Genomic DNA, 20,417 nt, shown 5'->3' with positions numbered 1-20,417 from the left:
TGCCTTGATAAACCTCAATTTAATGTAAAATTTAGATTGTAAATGTTACAGAAAAACTTAGGTAAAAATTAGATTAAGAGTATATCATATATTTTTTTCAATGTCTGACATCTGAGGATTTGATGGATTTTATTGATATTACTGCGAGCTTAGTCGTTTTACTTATACTAGAAATTGTTTTAGGAATTGATAATCTGGTTATTCTGTCCATTTTATCTGAAAAACTACCGCTAGAGCAGAGAAAAAAAGCACGACGTTTAGGACTCACTCTCTCTTGGGTGATGCGCTTGCTTTTACTTGCAGTTGCGGTGGATTTGATTAAATTAACCAAGCCATTACTTACAATAAATCAAATGTCGTTTTCTGCACGTGATTTTTTTCTCATATTAGGTGGTGCATTTTTAATTTGGAAAGCTACAGATGAAATTCACCAGGATGTTGCAGAAAGCATATTAGAGGATGACAAGAAAAAAATATCATTTAAAGCAACATTTGGGATGGTTATTTTTCAAATTGTGATAATGGATATTATTTTTTCGCTCGACAGTGTTTTAACTGCTGTAGGCTTGACCTCTCGATTTTGGGTTATGGCTTTGGCAATTACATGTGCCATTTTAATTATGATTTTTGCTAGTGAAGTGGTGAGTGCATTTATTAAAGAACATCCGACGATAAAAATGCTTGCCCTGAGCTATTTAATTCTAATTGGTATGGTATTGGTTGCCGATGGACTTTCTTTTCATATTCCTCGAGGATACATCTATTTCGCCATGGGTTTTTCATTATCAGTCGAATCACTTAATTTATTGAAGCATTCACGAAAAAAAAATAAGCGTAAATCAGGAAATTAATTATGTTATATGTCAAAGCGTTTCACATTATTGCAATGGTTGCATGGTTTGCGGGATTATTTTATTTACCGAGATTATTTGTTTATCATGCGGATACCCATGATGAGACGAGTATCATTCGTTTTAAAATAATGGAAAAAAGATTGTACTATGGAATTACCTGGCCTGCTGCAATACTGACAACCTTATTGGGATTATGGCTTCTTAGTTATAATCCAACCTATTATCTCAAGGCTGGGTGGATGCACGCTAAATTGAGTCTGGTTGTTGTTTTATGGCTGTATCACTTATTGTGCGGACAGTATTTAAAAGCGTTTGCGCGGAATAAAAATCAAAAAAGCTCTCGTTTTTTCCGCATTTATAATGAAATCCCCACTGTGTTGTTGATAGGGATTGTGATCTTAGTTGTGGCAAAACCGTAGATGGTTTTGTAGAAGCGTAGCCTGCGTTGCACCCAGGCTACGATGCTCAATGCATGATAATAGGTAGAATCTTATTCCATTTCTACCATGTCAAAATCTTCTTTACCGGCACCACAATCTGGACAAAACCAATTCTCTGGGACATCTTCCCAACGTGTACCGGGTTCAATTCCATCCTCAGGCCATCCTTCAGCTTCATCATAAATAAAGCCACAAATGACACAAATAAATTTTTTATATTCTTGCATAATAATACTCGTTATAAAAATGGCGTAATTTAGCTATTGTAAGCTTCGATGTAAAGATAAACCGCTTTATTTTGCCAATTTTTAGGAATGTCTGTGATATTATATCGCAAAATTACGGAGATTTTTATGACGCGTTCAACAGATTTATTTCATCAAGCCCAGACACTCATTCCTGGAGGGGTTAATTCGCCCGTTAGAGCTTTTAAAGGTGTTGGTGGTGATCCTATCTTTTTCAAGCAAGGTAAGGGTGCTTATCTTGTGGATGTAGATGATAAAGAGTACATTGATTATGTTGGGTCTTGGGGGCCATTAATCCTTGGACATTGTCATCCTGTTGTGATTGAAGCTGTAAATAAAGTGCTTCACAGTGGTATGAGTTTTGGTGCACCTACGGAGCTTGAGGTGCAATTGGCCGAAAAAATTATCTCGTTAATCCCTTCAATTGAAAAAGTACGAATGGTGAATTCTGGGACCGAAGCAACAATGACTGCTATTCGTTTGGCCCGTGGCGTCACTAAGAAAAATAAATTTATAAAATTTAATGGCTGTTATCATGGACATAGTGATAGCTTGCTTGTTAAGGCAGGTTCAGGTCTTCTTACCTTAGGTATCCCTTCAACCCCAGGAATTCCACAAAGTATTACAGAGCATACTCTAACTGCAAATTTCAATGATTTAGAGCAAACTGCACAACTATTTGCAAAATTCCCTGATGATATTGCTGCGGTAATATTAGAGCCAGTTGCAGGGAATATGGGGTTTGTTTTGCCAGATCTAAAGTTTTTGCAAGGGTTACGACAATTATGTGATCAATATAATGCCTTATTGATTTTTGACGAAGTAATGACTGGTTTTAGAGTCGGATTAACTGGAGCTCAAGGTATATTCGGAATCACTCCTGATATTACGACTCTTGGTAAAGTTATTGGTGGTGGTATGCCTGTAGGTGCCTTAGGTGGCAGAGCAGATGTAATGTCCTTTTTAGCGCCTGAAGGCCCTGTTTATCAAGCAGGAACACTTTCTGGAAACCCTCTAGCTATGGCTGCTGGTCTTGCAACGTTATCTGAAATTGAAAAAACTGGATTTTTTGACAAGCTAAGCCAAACGACACAAGCGTTAACGCAAGCCTTAGCTTCTGTTGCTGAAACATTAAATATTCCATTTTTTACCGCTTCATTAGGTGGCATGTTTGGTTTTTGTTTTACAGAGAAAACCCACATTGCAGATTATGCTGATATTGCTGCATCCGATGAGGTTTTATTTAAAAAATTCTATCATGGGATGTTAGAAAAAGGCGTTTATTTCGCTCCTTCTATGTATGAGGCAGGATTTGTTTCCAGCGCACATGGGGCAAATGAAATTGCTAAAACTCAAATCGCTGCAGAGGAAGTTCTGAGACAATTGAAAAAAGAACAAGGATAGACTGAGCATTTCGTAGCCTGGCTACAGTATAGCGGAAACCGATATTAAGGTGGCAATTTAGAGCCCAAAAAACTGCGATCCGCTGCGCTGCGTCAAGGCTACAGTCATGCGATCTAAACTACAATTATGGCGTATAAAACGGTAAAAAAATAAATATTTAAAGGTACTAGACAGTAATTTTTTCACATGTCATATTCAAAGACGGTCTTGAATTAACAAGGAAGTCATATGATGTCGGTAATGACAAATAAAAAGGAATTCATTAAATCAATGCCACAAGGAATTGTTCCTCTTTTTTTTATTCAGATTGTTTCTACTTTAAGTTTTAGTGTTCTTTATTCTACGCTTGTTTTGTACATGAAAGGAAAGCTGGGACTGCAAATTAGCACTGCCAACAACATCATGGGTGTCTTTATTGCATTTAATTATGGCTTACATTTACTTGGCGGTTTTTGGGGTGGGCGTTTGCTCTCTAATCGGGCGTTATTTTGTGCGGGAATGGTGGCACAAATTATAGGCTGTGTCTTATTATCGTTTGGGGATATTTCGTTTCTTTATTATGGTTTGGCCGCTTTTTTAACTGGATCGGGTTTAAATGTAACCTGTTTAAATTGTATGCTAACCCAACGTTTTGCCCCAGAGGACACGCGCCGAGAGACCGCTTTTCTGATGAATTATGCGGGAATGAATATTGGCTTTTTTGTTGGCTTTAGCTTGAGTGGCGTGTTTCAACTCACCCAGAATTATGAGCGACTTTTTTTACTGAGCAGCTTAGGGAATTTAATTGCTTTGATCATTTGTTTGTATTGCTGGAATCAATTAGCAGATAAAGAAACATTTTTTTCTAAAAAAGATAAGCCTTCTCAAAAAAGAGCTGTTCTTTTAGGGTGTGTGCTGATTATAGTACTCCCTTTCTTGTTAAGTGAACTGTTGCAATATGCTGAGTGGGCTAAAAAACTCGTCCTAGTGACCGGTGTGGCCATGCTCGGACTAATATTGTATTTGGCAAAACAACAATCAGCTAAAGAAGCCAGAGATAAAATGGTTGCTTTTGCCGTGCTTATGATTGTAGGGACTGTTTTTTGGATGCTCTACCAAATAGCGCCTATGGGACTTACTTTCTTTATTGATCATAATGTGCAACGAGAGTATGCGAGTTGGATTATTCCACCACAATGGTTCCAAAATATTAATACGGTAGCCATAGTCATTGGTGGTCCATTATTAGGGATACTGTTGCAAAGAATGCGCAGAAATGGAGTACAAATTAATATTCCTACTCAGTTTGCACTGGCATTACTCTTTATTGGAATTGCTTTTGTGATACTGCCCATTGGCATAACGTACGCTAATTATGAAGGATTAGTGAATCCCAGCTGGATTATTATTAGTTATATTCTACAGAGTATTGGTGAGCTTTTAATATCTCCAATTGGTTATGCTATGATAGGATTTTTGGCTCCTTCATCATTGCAGGGTGTGATGATGGGAATGTGGATGCTCAACTCAGGTGTTGGAGCAACTTTGTCGAGCTATAGCTCGAACTTGATGATAGAAGGGCAAGACAGTGTTTCACCGTTAGTAACTAATAGTGGCTATAGCCATGTGTTTTTAATGCTAGGATTATTTGCAATTGCTTCTTCAATTGTACTTTTTATTCTAGTGCCTAAGTTACGAGAGCTAATTCGGGAAAAAAAGCTAACTGAATTACAACAGGCTAAAGGGATGGCTACGAATCGAGTGGTTGTATGTGAGTAATTTTTTTGTACCTATTAATAAGGCCGAGCTGGATTGGCATGGGGCTCTGCCTTTCTCTAAGCGATATGATGATGTGTACCATTCTTCTGATGGAGGAATAAATCAAGCACTTCATGTGTTTATTGATGGCAATGATCTTATTAAGCGTTGGCAATTGTTTTCTAATGACAAACCACAAACATTTACTATTGCAGAGACAGGTTTTGGAATCGGTTTAAATTTTCTTGTAAGTTGGAGTTTATGGGAACAATATGCTCCTAAATCCTGCCAATTACATTTCATTTCATGTGAAAAGCATCCTTTATCTCTTACTGATTTAACAAAAGGGCTTGCATTCTGGCCACAATTAGCAATACAAGCTCAGCAACTTATAGCAAGTTACCCTGTATTGACTCCAGGATATCATCACTTGTCATTTTGCGAGGGCAGGGTAACTTTAACATTAATGTTAGGAGATGCGCTGGAGTGCTACGAACAGCTATTAATTTGTGGTGAACCCTCACTTGAAAAGCAGCTCAGAACAACTTTTGTCGATGCATGGTTTCTAGATGGCTTTGCTCCTTCTAAAAATAAAAGTATGTGGTCAGATGCTTTAATTAAAATAATTGCTATGCTGTCTAAAGAGCATACCACTCTAGCAACCTATACAGCTGCTGGTTCTGTTAAAACCAACTTAAACCAAAATGGATTTGCCGTCGAAAAAAGAAAAGGGTTTGGACAAAAACGCCACATGATTTGTGCGTATTTTGTACAAGGCTCAAAACAAAAAACAGCAAAACGACATACACCTTGGCATGTGAGTATACCTGAAAAACACTCCAGCAAGTCTGCTGTTATTTTAGGCGCTGGCTTGGCGGGTTGTTTTACTGCATATGCACTTAATAAACGAGGCTGGAATGTTACTCTTATTGATGAACTGGGGCAGGTAGGTAAGAGTGGATCAGCAAATCAGCAAGCAGTTTTATTCCCCAAGCTTTCTGCATATCATTCACCATTAACCCAATTTATGCTCGCAGCATTCTTGTATGCCACGCAAGTTTATCAACGCATTTTAAAGCAAACAAAGATTGGTGAGTTGTGTGGTTCTCTATTACTTGCATACTCTGACAAGGAAAAGTTAGCGCAGTCTAGTTTACATTCCTGGTTAGCCCATTATCCAGAGCTGGGCTCTCTCGTCGATACACAACAAGCCTCTGATTTGGCTGGATTTTTGCTAGACAAGCCTGGATTATATATTCCTTTATCAGGATGGATTAATTCTCCAGAATTATGTCAGTTTTTAGTAAATAGAGAAGGTATTTCTTTAGTAACAAATAGTTCAGTAAACCACCTGGTTTTTGATAAGCGCTGGATAGTGAATAATTTAGAAGCTGAAGTACTCATTTTGGCTAATGGCTATAAAATTAATTCATTTAAAGAAACGGAGCATCTACCTGTTAAGCCTATTCGTGGTCAAATGACAGCGATTTTATCAACAGAGCAAAGTGCTCGCTTAAAATTACCCCTATGTGGTGATGGTCATGTTCTTCCGTCTCTTAACGGAATGCATCAATTAGGTGCCACATATGAGTTAAAAACAGCAGAGTCACAAATTAAATCACATGATGATCAAATTAATTTAGCAAAGCTTAGGCAACTAGTGCCTGAGATTCTATGGTCTGAGGAGGTAAAAAATCATTGGGCTGGTGTGAGAGCTTCAACACCTGATTATCTTCCTTTAGTAGGTAAAATTGCTATGGCTGAACAATTTATGCAGCAATTTGCATCATTGGAAACGAATGCAAAACGTTGGATTGCCCAGGCAGGGCCTTATTATCCTGGTCTTTATGCTTGTGCTGGTTTTGGTTCTCGAGGCCTTACGACCATTCCTTTATGTGCAGAGTGGCTCGCATCGATGATTAATAATGAAATAGGCTGCTTACCAAGAAATTTACAACAGGCTTTATCACCTGCGCGCTTCTTGCGTAAAAATATAATTCGTGGTGCTATTAAAATCGATTGAGATGAAATTCTCATTGGAGCATAATACTAAACCTGTGGCTGGGACGAAGCAGAGGACATGAGTTCATATGAGAAACTCGGGTTGCGTTTCCGCTGATCCAGTTACGTTGGTTTACTTATCATATTAAGATCAAGGAGTGAGAGCTAATGGCAAGTTCCATGGGCAAAGTCTTCAAACAGATAATCAAAGAAAATAAACCATTGCCCATATTGGGTACTATCAACGCTTATTCCGCTATGCTTGCGCAATTTGCGGGTGCTAAAGCAATATATCTTTCTGGAGCAGGGGTTGCAAATGCCTCTTATGGCCTACCTGATTTGGGAATGACTAATCTATCGCAGGTGCTTGAAGATGCACGCAGAATTACAGAAGCCTGTTCTCTACCACTACTTGTTGATGTGGACACTGGATGGGGCCATGCATTTAATATAGCCCGAACAGTGGAACTCATGGAGAAAACAGGGGTTGCAGCCATACATATTGAAGATCAAGTATTGGCAAAACGCTGTGGGCACAGGCCTAATAAAGCTATTGTTTCTATGAAAGAAATGGGGGATCGAATTAAATCCGCAGTGGATGCACGCCGAGATCCTGATTTTGTCATTATGGCAAGAACAGATGCTTATGCTGTTGAGGGTATGGACGCTGCGATCGAAAGAGCATTGCTTTGTGTTGAATTGGGGGCAGATATGATATTTCCTGAGGCGATGACTCGTCTTGATGAGTATCAAACGTTTACACAAGCAGTGAAGGTGCCGGTGTTGGCGAACATCACTGAATTTGGTAAAACCCCTTTGTTTAGCCGGGATGAGCTGAAACACGTTGGCGTATCACTAATTTTATACCCATTAAGTGCATTCAGAGCAATGTCACAAGCTGCTTTAAATACATATAGGACAATTCTTCAGGATGGAACACAAAAATCCTTGTTGGATACAATGCAATCCCGCGAAGAATTATATGAGGTACTTGGTTATTATCAATACGAACAAAAACTAGACCAATTGATGGAGGAAGACAATGAGTGTTAAAAGCGGCGGTTTAGCCGGTGTTGTTGCGGGACAGTCCGCAATTTGTACAGTTGGGCTAGCAGGTAAGGGTTTAAATTATAGAGGCTATTCAATTGATGATTTAGCAGAGTATGCCACGTTTGAAGAAGTAGCTTATTTACTGCTCTATGGGAAACTACCCACTCAAAAAGAACTAGATGCATATACAAAAAAATTGACTGGTTTGAGAGCATTACCAGAAAGTTTAAAGACTGTTCTTAAACTAATTCCTAAAAACACTCATCCTATGGATGTGTTGCGAACAGGGTGTTCTTTCTTGGGAACCATTGAGCCTGAAGATAATTTTTCTCAGGAAAAGCATGTTGCAGATCGTTTGCTGGCTATATTTCCAGGAATGATGTGTTACTGGTATGCATGGCATTTCCATAATAAAGAGATATCTGGCTTAAGTGATGAAGAAACCACTGGCGCGCATTTTCTTGCTTTATTACATGGCCGCAAGCCTAGTAAATTAGAAGCGCAGATGATGAATGTATCCTTAATTTTATATGCGGAGCATGAGTTCAATGCATCCACCTTTGCTGCGCGTGTCACTGCGGCAACACTTGCTGATTTCTATTCTGCAATTACAAGTGCAATCGGCACATTACGTGGTCCTTTACACGGAGGGGCTAATGAAGCAGCAATGGAGCTTATAGAACGTTTTAATAGCCCTGACCAAGCAGAAACTGAGTTGAAAAAAATGTTGAGTAATAAAGCACTCATCATGGGTTTTGGCCATCGTGTGTATACAACGAGTGATCCCCGTTCTGACATTATAAAAAAATGGTCATTTCGCTTAGGCGAGGAGAAAGGAGACCTTCAGTTGTATCACATTTCAGAACGTATTGAAGAAGTGATGTGGAATGAGAAAAAACTATTCCCAAATCTGGACTTTTATAGTGCTTCAGCATACCACTATTGTGGCATCCCTACGTTTTTATTCACTCCGATTTTTGTTATGTCGCGTATTACAGGATGGTCTGCTCATGTGTTTGAGCAAAGAGCAAATAATAAGTTGATAAGACCTACTTCTGAATATACTGGACCTGAGCCTCAAAAATTCCCAGCTATTGAAACGAGAGGGTAATACTTAATCTATAATTGTCCTTCTCCTTCAGTGGGAGAAGGAGCTTAGATGGATGAGGTGTTGATTATAATTAATAAGCCCGCCCTCAAATGAGTGAGCGCAGGGATTTTTAATCGATAAGAAAATATCGTCTAATAAACAACGCACACAAGAGGTTATTATGCACAGTTATGTAGAAGATAATATTAAACCTGATTACGATCAGGTTATGATTGATATAGCAGATTATGTATTAAATAAAAAAATTGATAGCGCTTTAGCATATGAAACAGCACGTTTATGTCTTATGGATACGTTGGGTTGTGGCATTCTTGCGTTAAATTTCTCTGAATGTACTAAACTTTTAGGCCCAGTTGTTCCCGGCGCTACGCTTTCTGGTGGAGCACGAGTTCCTGGAACATCATATGAGTTAGACCCTGTACAGGCTGCTTTTAATATTGGGGCTATGATACGTTGGCTCGACTTTAATGATACCTGGCTTGCAGCGGAATGGGGACATCCTTCTGATAATTTAGGTGCTATCCTTGCTGTTGCAGATTATATGTGTCGGCAAAATTGTGCCAAAGGTAAAGCGCCCATTTTAATGCAAGATGTACTTACCGCAATGATTAAGGCACATGAAATTCAAGGTTGTCTCGCTCTTGAAAACAGTTTTAATCGAGTTGGATTGGATCACGTTTTTCTAGTTAAGATCGCTAGCGCGGCCGTTGCTGCTCAATTGTTTGGCGCGGACAGAGACACGATGTTACGAACTTTGTCTCAGGTTTTTGTGGATGGCCAAAGTTTGAGAACCTACAGACATGCTCCGAATGCTGGGTCAAGAAAATCATGGGCGGCAGGGGATGCTACTTCGCGAGCTGTGCGATTGGCGTTAATTGCTCAAGCAGGAGAAATGGGTTATCCAAGTGCTTTAAGTGCCCCCAAATGGGGTTTTTATGATGTTCTTTTTGAAAATAAAGTGTTTAAATTCCAACGTCAGTATAACAGCTATGTTATGGAAAACGTTTTATTTAAATTATCGTATCCTGCTGAATTTCATGCACAAACTGCTGTTGAGTGTGCTGTAATGTTACATCCTATAGTGAAGCACCGATTTGATGATATTGCTCGAATTGATTTGGTCACACATGAATCAGCGATTCGCATCATTAGTAAGCAGGGCGCTTTGCATAACCCGGCAGATAGAGATCATTGTTTACAATATATGGTTGCCATAGGTTTATTATTTGGCGACTTAAAGGCTGAACATTATGAAGATGATGTTGCTGCTGACCCGCGCATTGATGCATTGCGTGAGAAAATGCATGTCACTGAAAATGAACGTTTTTCTCGTGATTACCATGATCCCGAGAAGCGCTCTATTGCAAACAGCATTAAAATAATTTTTAAAGATGGAACTGAAAGTGATTTAATCACAGTGGAATACCCAATTGGCCACAAACGCAGACGTGAGGAAGGGATCCCTGTTTTATTATCTAAATTTAAGAAGAACTTAAACACACAGTTTTCTACAGATCATGTTGAACGTATTATGCATGCAATGAGTGATACAAATGCACTTGCCGCAATGAAAGTAGAAGACTTTATGCAACTATGGGTTGTATCTTAGTTCGTTTTAAGTAGTATACTTATGTCCTCGGGATGATTTCTCGAGGCAAAAATGCGTGGTAATCAACCTCAATTATTTAGTGCAATTTTCCTGTTTTTGCTTATCCCAATTAAATGTATATAATTTAATCAGGTATCTCGTGAATATTCAGGGAGAGGTTATGAGATTAAAACAGATATATATCTCTGTTTTATATACAACATTGATGTTGGGAGCTTCTACTTTTGTTGCACATGCATCTTTAATTAACCCTCATGAAGCAGGCAATGAAAAAATTGTATCCGTATATTTGCTTATAGATAATGCCGAACAGCTTCAACAATACGTTGATGATTTGACTAAACTTCGAAAAGCAAATTTTAATCGTGTTATCTTTTCATTTGTTCGGCCAACATTAATTGATTATCAGACTGGTAGCCTTGCTGATACTGGAATACTGGGCTATTTTACAGATCACGATGGAAAAGGTGCTCAAGCTTTTAATGCATTAAAAGCAGCGATCAAGTTATCCAAAGAAAAAAAAATTCAAACCTTTCTCTCTGTTGGTGGTTGGAATTACAGTTGTAATTTTGATGAAGTACAAGAAAGTTGCGGGCCTCGTCCTGCAGCTGGAAACCAGTTCCTTTATGATTGGTTTCCTGACCCGACTGATCCAGATCAGGCTTCTAAGGCAAAAACATCATATGCAAATATAGTAAAATTGGCTAATGATTTAGGGGTAGACGGTATTGATTTTGACTATGAGGAGTTTTGGCATGCGGATCAATATGCGCTAAATTGGGGACCAAGCTCAGGTGGTGAATGGTCAACTGATATAGCTCAAAGGATACTTAATGCAGGGGGAGCAACTTATAATAATCTCATGAAATATGGGATAAACTCTGGTTCTTCTTATGTTATGCCTAAAACAATTGATAAAGTTGATGCAATTTTGCACGAAATAATGGATGATCCTGGGGCTAAATACCTTAAATTTGCTGTAGCAGCAGCTCCTGGTGGGGCTCGGCCAATTACGGGCTTCGTATATGGAGACAAATTTCCTGATATTTATACTAAGGGTGGCCTTTGGTGGAAAGGAAATTTGAAAGGACTATGGTATAACCTTATAAATAAAGATGAAGCGCTCGCGTCACGTTTTGATAGTATGGGCGTAATGACTTATGACTTGTGCGGTGATAATCCAGTTGTATGCGCACCTTACGCCGATGGACCTTTGGATTTGCCAGGTCAAGTCAGTGCATATATGAAAGATTATACGAATTGGTTAAAAGCGGAGAGTGAGAGTAAACCTAGTCTAACAATTGATAATATTGGAAAAGTAACCTTTTTACCTGCTAAATATAATATTAATACAAAAATACAATTTGGATTTCAAGTAAATCAACCAGCCTATCCTAAAAATGTAAACGGCCAATTACAGCTAACCAATCAATTAGTTAACAAAATTCTTGACCAGCAAAAAGACAGTGGAGGCGTTATTATTTGGCAAATGTACTCGAAGCAAAATACTGCCGTACCAGACGCTACTACGGTGAAATATACTATTAGTCAAAGTTGCAAAACTTTCTTAGCAAATGATAATCGGTATGATTGTGATGCGGATTTTCCGAGCGTTCCGAAATAATGTACTGTAGCCTGGATTTTGATCATTGAGACTTTCATCTAGGCTACTCTTAACTATATTTTTCGTTGTAAGCCTGAGGCAGCAAGTATTTTGGTTGATATTTCTTCTATAGAGTATTTCGTCGAGTTAATGTAAGGAATTTTTTCTTTTTGATACATCGCTTCCACTTCATGTACTTCGAGACGACATTGCTCAGATGAGGCGTATTTGCTGTTTGGTCTGCGCTCTGCTCTGATGTGTTGTAAACGTTGTGGATCAATAGTTAATCCAAAAAGTTTATTTTTATATGGTTTTAGTACATCAGGTAACTTAAAGCCGAAAATTTCTTCTTCAGTAAATGGGTAATTAGCGGCTAAAATTCCATATTGGAGCGCCATATACAAACAACTGGGTGTTTTACCACATCGCGAAACGCCAATAAGAATAATATCTGCCTTGTCATATCCACGAGTTTTGACGCCATCATCATGAGAGAGCGCAAAATCGATTGCCTCGAGTCGGTGCAAGTACAATTTGCTGTTACCCACTCCATGGGTTCTCCCAACGGTGTAAGAAGATTTTTCATTAAGCTCTTCTTCCATAGGACCAATAAATGTATTAAATAAATCAAATACACGGGCATTTGCATTTTTAATGTAATTTCTGATCTCTGGGTCAATCAGCGTCATAAATACTAAGGGTTTGATTCCTTGTTCCTCAAATGCATGGTTAATTTGTTGCACTGCATTTTCCGCTTTTTTTAAAGAGTCAATATAGGGGATGGTGAGCTTTTCAAATTTTATATTTTCAAATTGGGTAATTAAACTGTGGCCAAAGGTTTCAGCTGTAATCCCTGTACCATCGGAAATCATAAAAACATAACGTTTCATGTGTTGCCTTAAAAAATAATTTATCTATATTATATTTTAAAATGAATTAGTTAATATCACCAGTAAGTGTACTTATTTAGATCCATCTGCTATCTTAAATTTAATAAAAGGATACTTTTAGGGTTAATATGGAACAAGATCGATTTGGCAGTAATAGTAAACTCTATATTTTAGGCATGATTTGTTTGGTTCTTTGCCTGGGCTTGTTTTTCTTTAGCTTATATATTTTGCCCTATCTTGCTTGGGGATTAAACTATAATGTCCCCGCTATTGTTTTAGATCTTTTGGGTTCATTACAGGATGAATATAACTATACTGTTGGAGCCAGTAAGCTTATTGTTTGGCTTATATTTTTTGTACCGAGCATGATCACTGGATTAATTTCCTATTTTGTATCTAATCATATAGATAACAATCTTTATAAATCAGAGTTGAAAGTTGAAGAGGAAGAAGAAAATCCTCCCACCAAACAAATTGGCAAAGAAATAAAAGAATCCGCTGGTTTGGGGTTAAAGATTCTTGGTTTAATGATTCTCATTGTGCTTGTGATTTTTTTATTGCAATATCTCATCCAAGCAACATCATAGCAAATGGCAGGAGAGGTTATGGCCTATTTAAAACGTTGGAAAATTAAAAAACTTAATAAGAAAATAAAAGTGATGCAGGCGAATCGGGTAAATAATCAACCCGGAGATGAAATGCTAAAAAAAGAAATTGGCTACTATTTTGAATTAGCATCCATTTACAGCAAGTTAAAAGGAAATAAAAAGTTTCCTTATGCGAGTTTAATGTATCAGGAATGCTATAGGGCTGCTGCCGGATTGGATGATGCGGAGGCTAATTTTCAAATAGGACAAATGACCCTTGAAGAAGCAAAATTCAGACAAAATTTGGAAAAAGAGGGCGTTTTTAAAAGTGAAACAAATCTGAAGAAATGCAATCAACTTTTTGAAGAGGCGCATGCATATTTATCAGCGGCAATAGCATTAAATCATATCGCTGCAAAACGATTAAGAGGACTCTGTTATATTAATGGTTGGGGCTTAGAACCTGACAAAAAGGCTGGTTTTGAGTTAATTGTCGCAAGCATTGAGGAAGAGGGTTCTTGGGATAGGGTGCCTCAAATTTTTGCATCGATGGGTTTGAATAAGCCTGAATTCTTTTCGCAAATTATGCAACGCAGAAAATCATCATAAGTGTTTAAAATCTACAACAGAGTTTTATTATCTTTATAGCCTGGGAGTAGCACAACGAAACCAGGTAAAAGATTTTTTATAATATTGCTGCAGAGCGGTGATTCAGCTCAATACTTAATTAAATCTTTTTGTGCATTTTTGATTTGATAGATGATAAATATATCTATAATTAAATAAAGCATAATATTAAAAGGTGTCTGTTGTGGAGCAAAGAATAGAAACCCCCAGAGAGAAGGTGCTCGTCGTTTCCATTGATTTTGATGGTTGTTTAGGGAGTCATTTGTTCGTCGAGCGATATCAAAAACTTCTGCAACAATATAAAACTCCTGAAAACATTCCCCCAGATGAATATGAAAAAGCAGTTGTAGAAGCCAATCAAGTACTCTTTGACTCTGTAAAAAAAGGAGCAGACGGATACGATAAAGTGGTTATTATGGTTGGATCGAATAGAACATCTGCAGAAAAAGATCAAGATGATGGTCCTAAAAATAAAAATGGATCTGCATTTCGAGCTATTGAGCATTTTGCTAATGCGTTAAGAAAAAATATAACGCCCCCAGTTGAAATAAATAAGAGGGTTGTTTTTGATAGTGTTTTAGGCCAAAAACCAGGATATAACTTTGACTTAAAAGAAAAGCAAACTTTGGAGGACGATGTAAGGCAGCCCTATTTAATGTCAGGAGACATGAAGTTTCGTTTAGCCTACTTTCAAATACATGATGTTTGCGCCAGTCATCCCAATAGCGATGTGACTTATGTTCATGCAGATGATAGAGATGATATTGTAAGGGTTTCAGCCAACACGTACGCAAATCAAGAAACTGGTGGGATGCTGCCTACAAATTTAAAGAAAGCATCTTTTCTACATTATGAAGAATATAACCCAATTGCAGAGCTAATTGGGATTCAACGAGATTTATCAATTCGTATAAGTAATAAGACGCCTAGTGACGACTCTTATATTCGCAATACAAAAGAGCGAATAAAATCTGCAGTTGAAATTATACTCGCCGATATGAGTTTGTTAGTAGATTTGACGAAAGAACAACAATTAGATGAAAAAACACAACCTGAAATTGAGAAGGCTAAAAAAATTCTTCAAAACATGCCATTAATGACTCAGTTAGACCAAATTGAAACAATTGAAGAACTATCCTCATTCTGTAAAGAAATTAATGGTGTTATGGCTAATAATGTTCGCAATATAACATTACCTCAGGAGCTCTCTGAACCTTATGATGCTCAAAAAAAGATACTATACGCACAGCGCATAACAGAGTTTGGATCATTTGAACGTCAGGTTGGAAGCGCTGGCTATACAATTCCTCAGGGGCAATATGACTCACTTATAAAAACATGTTGCCAGGATGACTATCCCAAAAGCAGTGATCCTATGAGTACATTAAGACAAATAACGACAGAGTCGCGATGTTATGAATTTGAACAACTCGTTGGAAAATTGAAAGAAGCATTGGTACATGAAAAAAAAGGTAATAAATGGCGCGACCTTATAAGCGATAAATATAATGCCATTGATTTTAAAAAACATGATGAGAAAACGATAGCAATAATGCAGTTAAGCAATATGGTTTATACTTTAAGGCAACATGTTGCGTCAGGAGATATGAATTATCAAGAAGCAATTGAAGAACTGAAACCCTCTATAGAAAAAGCAATTAATAAAGCTCAGAACAAAACATTTTTTGGTTGGCTTGGGATAACACAAAGTAATGTTGCAAAGCAATTGACAACTTTTAAAAAAGACTTCCTAGAGTTTAAGGAAAGAATACATCAAATTATTCCACATGAAACAGAAAAAGATGAACGTGATGATCGAGAGATAAATCTACCATGACTTATCCTTGTACAATAAGCGCTGATCTCAGAGGATTATCATTTGGTATTAAAACAATTTTTAATGTATAGTTATCACTCTATTTTATGTAATTATAAGCAAAACAGCTCATTTTTTAGCTCGCTTTTATGGCACATCAATATAAAAATACGTTTGAGCGTATAATAACACCGAGTGAGAAATTGTATCTTGCTGGCGATGCAATGCATCATTCCTTTTCATTGCAATTAGTGTTTGAAATGGATTCAGAAGTAGATGTTTCCTCTCTTAACCAGGCTATTATTCAAGCAAGCATTGCTAATCCATATATACATTTGCGAGCAAATTTAAGATGGCGCAATTCGATATGGAATGTTGCTTCAGAAGTGCCAAAAGATGCTGATCTAGTTTGTGTTATTGAGGACGAGTGGGATGGTCAAGAGATACAATACGCCCCATTTCTCCATGGCAATAAATTTGATCCTATGCATTCTGCCACGCAAGTTACCTATATAAAAGGAATACGCCATTTTTTAGTATTCCGTGCTTTTCATGGTGTCATGGACGGTATGGGCTTATATCACTGGGTGAGTGAGATTTTTCGGGCATGGAGGAAGGAGTCTTTAGTTGGCACACATCAGTTGATGAGTGATTATGACTTTCTTAAACAAAATAGAAAAAATGAGTATCGTCCTAATTTCCCATTGGATTGCATCGCGCCAACAGGTAACACGGGGCTTACTCATGCTCATTATCTATGGCATAAAGTAACTCTTCCTGGAAAAATCAATGCAATAACCGCCAAAATTTGTCAAATATTATTAGCTGCTAGTGCTAATTTAGGGGCTGAAAAGGCTCGCTTTATGATTCCCGTAGATTTGCGCCATCATGTTGCTCATGCAAATACAACCGCTAATTTTGCAAACCCTATTTTTGTTGAAGCAGCAAAGGGCGCGACATGGTCGACCATTTTCAGTGATATGATGAGACAACTTGGTAGTCAAAACGAATTGCAGATTGGAAAGTATGATGCATTTGTGCGTTTTTTACCTTTATCTTTATTAAAGGGATTACTTAGATCATTGATTTATTACCAAAACAAAAAAAATCGCTACATGATGTCTGGGATTGTATCTAAATTGTCGATTAATTTAGCGGATTTTGATTCAAAACAGGGCAGTAAAGCCATCGATGGTTACTTTTTACCGATTAATGTTCCAATTGCACCAATTGTGCTTATTGTCACAGAACATCATAACGCAACAACAATATGCTTCTCTGTATCAAATAAACATGCTACACGTACAGAATGCATCCATTTGGCGAATCAATTTAAGAAGTTGATTGATGTGTCTAAGATTACTACAAATGAAAAGCGATCCAGTGCTTCGCTATGGCCTGTATATAACAATACACAAATTGCTTATCCTCAAGAAAAAAATACGTTCACGAAGATATGGGAGCGTTCTATAGAACATCCCAACGATCATGCTCTAATTTCAAAGACTCAAACTCTAACTTATAAACAATTGACACATCGTATTTTGAATATCGCCAGTCATTTTTCTGAATTAGGTATGCAGTGTGGGAATAAAGTTGCTATTTATTTACCACGCAATGAAGATATGATTTGCTCTATGCTGGCTTGTTGGTACTTAGGTGCTGCTTATATTCCAATTGATATCAAATCACCTGTTGCTTGGGTTTTAGCATTATTAGAAGATGCTAAACCTGATTTAGTTGTTCATGAGCAGCATGCCGAATTAAATTATTCAGGTTTATGTACCCATATTCCAGTAGACATCATGAGTACAAATATACCCAAGCCATGCACGAGCTCTTTAAGCCAGTTAGCATATATTATCTATACCTCAGGTTCTACAGGAGCACCTAAGGGAGTTATGATAAACCATGGGCAATTACTGAACTATTTATCTTGGGCAGTTGATGCATACCGAAATAATAATAAACCTTATCATACTGCTCTATTTACTAGTATTGCTTTTGATTTAACCGTGACCACAGTCTATTTGCCATTACTTACCGGCGGCAGCATGAGGCTCATGCCTGAGCTCATCACTTCATTGATATTAAAAGACATTCTAACCAATCAAAGGATTAATTTTTTAAAGCTCACTCCATCGCACCTAAGAATGATAAGTAATTTGCCTATGAAGTCAGAGCATCAAGTAACTTTGGTTGTTGGCGGTGAAGACTTACCTTGTATATTGGCTCAAACAATTAATGAAAAATTACCTGTTGCACGCATATTTAATGAATACGGCCCTACGGAAACTACTGTAGGTTGCATGGTTCATCAATATAATGCAGGAAGCGATCTTCAAGGCAGTGTGCCTATCGGTATTCCTACAGCGAATACACGTATCTATTGCTTGGATAACCAATTAAAACCAGTAAAGATTGAAGAGGAGGGAGAAATTTATATTGCAGGAGTTTCTGTTGGGATAGGGTATTTGAATCAACCTGAACTGAGTCAGCAGCTATTTATGGATGATCCTTTTTTTCCAGGACAACGTATGTACCGAAGTGGTGATTTAGCGAAACACCGAGGAGATGGCTTACTTGTTTATTTAGGAAGAAAGGATCAGCAAATAAAAATTCGAGGCCACCGTATTGAGTTATCTACAATTGAACATGCCTTATTAGCGTTTGATGGAATAGCGCAAGCGATTGTGATGTGCGTGGACAATGAACTTGCTGCATATATAGTGGCTAACTCAAAGAATCAGTTAGCTAATTTAGGTAGTGTGTTGTCAGTTGTTCTTCCGTCTTACATGGTTCCAAAATATTTCTTTTTTTTAGCTGAGCTGCCTTTAACCGTACAGGGAAAAGTAGATTATAAAAAATTGCCGAAACCTGTTTCTGTATCGAGCTCTTCCAGGCACGATGAAGACGACAATTTATTAGCAAAAATTCGTCAACTATTTGCGAATACCTTGTCTTTACCTCTTGAAGTTATTGATAATCATGCTACTTTTGGCGACATGGGAGGTGACTCCATACAAATGGCTTATATGATTAATGAAATGCTGATAAACATGATTTTATCTGAACATCATGTTGCCTTTGGCAAAAGATTAGAACAACTATTAATGAGTCCAACGCCATATCATTTTTATGACTGTCTCTCAAAACTTAGGGTTGTTGATAATCTAGCTTAGAGCGCCTACGCCTCGCACTTTATGCGCGGGAACCATATGAAGAGCAAATGAATGGAAATTGTAATTGGTTTTAAGGAATGATGTAGATGAACATTTTAATTACTGGTGGCAGGGCACCAGCTACCATGGATATTATGCGTAGCCTCATGAATCAGGGATACCAGGTTTACAGTGCCGAAAGCATGCTGTTCCCGCTTGCGCGATGTGTTAAAGGAGTCAAAAAGCATTTTGTTACCCCTAAGCCCAATCATGATCTTGCGGCATTTTTGAAAGCAATAAAAGACATAGTGATTCAATATAAAATTGATCTTTTAATTCCTACATGCGAAGAGATTTTTCATATCAGCCAAGGTCATGAAGAGTTATCAAAGCATACCAAAGTATTCTGTGAACCCTTTGAGCGTTTGAATCAACTGCATAATAAATATGAATTTAACCAACTTGTGAGTGAATATGGTTTGGCTGCGCCACAAAGTTGGTTAATTAACACAGATAAGGACAAACAAAATCTTCCCAAAGATATCCCGCTTGTTTTAAAACCGGTTTTTTCTCGTTTTGGCTCGCGCACGCTCATTAAACCCGCGCCAAAAACTCTTGCAAATTTATCAATCAGTGAACCGTATATTGCACAGCACTTTGTTCAAGGAAAAGAGTATAGTACTTATGCCATTGCCCAAAAAGGAGAGGTTTTAATTCAATCGTGTTATTACTCTAAATATCAGGCGGGGCGTTCCACGGGAATTTATTTCGAGCCTGCAGAAATTAAACCAATTACTGAGTTTATTAAAACATTTTGCAAACGCTTCCAATTTAGCGGTCAAATTGCTTTTGATTTTATTTTAATGAATGGTAATGCTTACGTCTTAGAATGTAATCCACGAGTAACCAGCGGTTTTCATCTTCTAACTGATAAGATTGACTGGCATTCTATTTTAAGTGGGCAACGCCAGTATGATGTACCTAATATGCAGCATATGCAGCCCTATATGCTGGGGCAGGGAATGATGCTTCACAGCCTCAAGTATTTTCTAAAAAATCCGCTCCGTTTTGTTAAGGATTACCGAAGAGCACATGACGTATTAAAAAATAAAGCATATCCATGGTTCAGATTGAAAAGTACACTAATCATGCTCAATGTGCTTTGCAGAGTGATCAGGGTGAGGAAAGGGTTTTATCCTGCCTCAACTTATGACATTGATTTTAATGGAGTTGAAAACCAACCAAGATAGAGTTTATTCGCTCTGTAGTACTTTGTAGCCTG

General features: G+C 37.7%; 16 protein-coding genes. 14 read left to right on the top strand and 2 right to left on the bottom strand.

Annotation, left to right across the window (positions count from 1 at the left end):
• The first annotated feature begins 122 nt into the window (after positions 1-122).
• Together BGO44_RS08505 and hemJ are read left to right on the top strand one after the other, a co-directional pair.
• Entirely contained in the window at positions 123-851 is a 729-nt protein-coding gene (locus BGO44_RS08505) for a TerC family protein (protein ID WP_058510422.1), read from the top strand.
• Positions 852-853: 2 nt separating this feature from the next.
• A complete protein-coding gene (gene hemJ, locus BGO44_RS08500) occupies positions 854-1,273 on the top strand; it encodes a protoporphyrinogen oxidase HemJ (protein ID WP_273197966.1) in 420 nt (139 codons plus the stop codon).
• Positions 1,274-1,344: 71 nt separating this feature from the next.
• On the opposite strand, the gene BGO44_RS08495 is transcribed toward hemJ, so the two are convergent.
• On the bottom strand, positions 1,345-1,521 hold the full coding sequence (locus tag BGO44_RS08495) for a rubredoxin (RefSeq protein WP_058510420.1): 177 nt from the start codon (positions 1,519-1,521) through the stop codon (positions 1,345-1,347).
• Positions 1,522-1,647: 126 nt separating this feature from the next.
• Here BGO44_RS08495 and hemL point away from each other — a divergent pair, with 126 nt between their 5' ends.
• From hemL to BGO44_RS08460, 7 genes are all read left to right on the top strand, one after another.
• The gene (gene hemL / locus BGO44_RS08490) at positions 1,648-2,943 is read left to right on the top strand and encodes a glutamate-1-semialdehyde 2,1-aminomutase (protein ID WP_273197965.1); all 1,296 of its coding nucleotides are present in this window, start codon (positions 1,648-1,650) and stop codon (positions 2,941-2,943) included.
• 231 nt (positions 2,944-3,174) lie between these two features.
• Positions 3,175-4,701 carry a peptide MFS transporter gene (locus BGO44_RS08485; protein WP_058511681.1) on the top strand — a complete coding sequence of 509 codons (1,527 nt, stop codon included), beginning with the start codon at positions 3,175-3,177 and terminating at the stop codon, positions 4,699-4,701.
• Positions 4,694-6,703 (top strand): bifunctional tRNA (5-methylaminomethyl-2-thiouridine)(34)-methyltransferase MnmC2/FAD-dependent 5-carboxymethylaminomethyl-2-thiouridine(34) oxidoreductase MnmC1, encoded by a 2,010-nt coding sequence (gene mnmC / locus BGO44_RS08480; protein WP_273197964.1) that lies wholly within the window; start codon positions 4,694-4,696, stop codon positions 6,701-6,703. Before BGO44_RS08485 ends, mnmC begins: the two co-directional genes overlap by 8 nt.
• Before the next feature lie 146 nt (positions 6,704-6,849).
• The gene (gene prpB / locus BGO44_RS08475) at positions 6,850-7,734 is read left to right on the top strand and encodes a methylisocitrate lyase (RefSeq protein ID WP_058510417.1); all 885 of its coding nucleotides are present in this window, start codon (positions 6,850-6,852) and stop codon (positions 7,732-7,734) included.
• The gene (gene prpC / locus BGO44_RS08470) at positions 7,724-8,842 is read left to right on the top strand and encodes a bifunctional 2-methylcitrate synthase/citrate synthase (protein WP_058510416.1); all 1,119 of its coding nucleotides are present in this window, start codon (positions 7,724-7,726) and stop codon (positions 8,840-8,842) included. Before prpB ends, prpC begins: the two co-directional genes overlap by 11 nt.
• Before the next feature lie 160 nt (positions 8,843-9,002).
• Entirely contained in the window at positions 9,003-10,451 is a 1,449-nt protein-coding gene (locus BGO44_RS08465; protein WP_273197963.1) for a bifunctional 2-methylcitrate dehydratase/aconitate hydratase, read from the top strand.
• 160 nt (positions 10,452-10,611) lie between these two features.
• Positions 10,612-12,075: a glycoside hydrolase family 18 protein gene (locus BGO44_RS08460; RefSeq protein ID WP_273197962.1), complete on the top strand. Its 1,464-nt coding sequence runs from the start codon at positions 10,612-10,614 to the stop codon at positions 12,073-12,075.
• Between the two features lie 53 nt (positions 12,076-12,128).
• Here the strand turns inward: BGO44_RS08460 and ppsR are convergent, their stop codons facing one another.
• Complete coding sequence (gene ppsR / locus BGO44_RS08455) at positions 12,129-12,944, bottom strand: posphoenolpyruvate synthetase regulatory kinase/phosphorylase PpsR (RefSeq protein WP_273197961.1); 816 nt, start codon at positions 12,942-12,944, stop codon at positions 12,129-12,131.
• 128 nt (positions 12,945-13,072) lie between these two features.
• On the opposite strand from ppsR, the gene BGO44_RS08450 reads away from it, so the two are divergent.
• The 5 genes from BGO44_RS08450 to BGO44_RS08430 all read left to right on the top strand — a co-directional run bounded on the left by BGO44_RS08450 (position 13,073) and on the right by BGO44_RS08430 (position 20,385).
• Positions 13,073-13,531 (top strand): hypothetical protein, encoded by a 459-nt coding sequence (locus tag BGO44_RS08450; RefSeq protein ID WP_058510412.1) that lies wholly within the window; start codon positions 13,073-13,075, stop codon positions 13,529-13,531.
• Positions 13,532-13,549: 18 nt separating this feature from the next.
• Positions 13,550-14,140, top strand: coding sequence for an SEL1-like repeat protein (locus BGO44_RS08445; RefSeq protein WP_058510411.1), 591 nt, complete (start codon positions 13,550-13,552; stop codon positions 14,138-14,140).
• Positions 14,141-14,342: 202 nt separating this feature from the next.
• Positions 14,343-15,995: a hypothetical protein gene (locus BGO44_RS08440; RefSeq protein WP_273197960.1), complete on the top strand. Its 1,653-nt coding sequence runs from the start codon at positions 14,343-14,345 to the stop codon at positions 15,993-15,995.
• A gap of 128 nt (positions 15,996-16,123) precedes the next feature.
• Positions 16,124-19,156 carry a non-ribosomal peptide synthetase gene (locus BGO44_RS08435; protein WP_273197959.1) on the top strand — a complete coding sequence of 1,011 codons (3,033 nt, stop codon included), beginning with the start codon at positions 16,124-16,126 and terminating at the stop codon, positions 19,154-19,156.
• An 86-nt stretch (positions 19,157-19,242) separates the two neighbouring features.
• On the top strand, positions 19,243-20,385 hold the full coding sequence (locus tag BGO44_RS08430; RefSeq protein WP_058510408.1) for an ATP-grasp domain-containing protein: 1,143 nt from the start codon (positions 19,243-19,245) through the stop codon (positions 20,383-20,385).
• Positions 20,386-20,417 lie beyond the last annotated feature (32 nt).

It is taken from the genome of Legionella sp. 39-23 (genome assembly GCF_001897665.1).
In the GTDB taxonomy this organism is placed as follows: Bacteria; Pseudomonadota; Gammaproteobacteria; order Legionellales; family Legionellaceae; genus Legionella; species Legionella steelei.
Note: the sequence above shows the minus strand (reverse complement) of the source record. Positions and strands in the feature narration are given on the sequence as shown.

Excerpts from the sequence above, each read along its gene's own strand:
- hemJ (WP_273197966.1), top strand. The coding sequence starts at position 854 with ATGTTATATGTCAAAGCGTTTCACATTATTGCAATGGTTGCATGGTTT.
- BGO44_RS08465 (WP_273197963.1), top strand. The coding sequence starts at position 9,003 with ATGCACAGTTATGTAGAAGATAATATTAAACCTGATTACGATCAGGTT.
- BGO44_RS08485 (WP_058511681.1), top strand. The coding sequence starts at position 3,175 with ATGTCGGTAATGACAAATAAAAAGGAATTCATTAAATCAATGCCACAA.
- ppsR (WP_273197961.1), bottom strand. The coding sequence starts at position 12,944 with ATGAAACGTTATGTTTTTATGATTTCCGATGGTACAGGGATTACAGCT.
- hemL (WP_273197965.1), top strand. The coding sequence starts at position 1,648 with ATGACGCGTTCAACAGATTTATTTCATCAAGCCCAGACACTCATTCCT.
- BGO44_RS08505 (WP_058510422.1), top strand. The coding sequence starts at position 123 with ATGGATTTTATTGATATTACTGCGAGCTTAGTCGTTTTACTTATACTA.
- BGO44_RS08435 (WP_273197959.1), top strand. The coding sequence starts at position 16,124 with ATGGCACATCAATATAAAAATACGTTTGAGCGTATAATAACACCGAGT.
- BGO44_RS08460 (WP_273197962.1), top strand. The coding sequence starts at position 10,612 with ATGAGATTAAAACAGATATATATCTCTGTTTTATATACAACATTGATG.
- BGO44_RS08450 (WP_058510412.1), top strand. The coding sequence starts at position 13,073 with ATGGAACAAGATCGATTTGGCAGTAATAGTAAACTCTATATTTTAGGC.
- prpC (WP_058510416.1), top strand. The coding sequence starts at position 7,724 with ATGAGTGTTAAAAGCGGCGGTTTAGCCGGTGTTGTTGCGGGACAGTCC.
- prpB (WP_058510417.1), top strand. The coding sequence starts at position 6,850 with ATGGCAAGTTCCATGGGCAAAGTCTTCAAACAGATAATCAAAGAAAAT.
- BGO44_RS08430 (WP_058510408.1), top strand. The coding sequence starts at position 19,243 with ATGAACATTTTAATTACTGGTGGCAGGGCACCAGCTACCATGGATATT.
- BGO44_RS08495 (WP_058510420.1), bottom strand. The coding sequence starts at position 1,521 with ATGCAAGAATATAAAAAATTTATTTGTGTCATTTGTGGCTTTATTTAT.
- BGO44_RS08445 (WP_058510411.1), top strand. The coding sequence starts at position 13,550 with ATGGCCTATTTAAAACGTTGGAAAATTAAAAAACTTAATAAGAAAATA.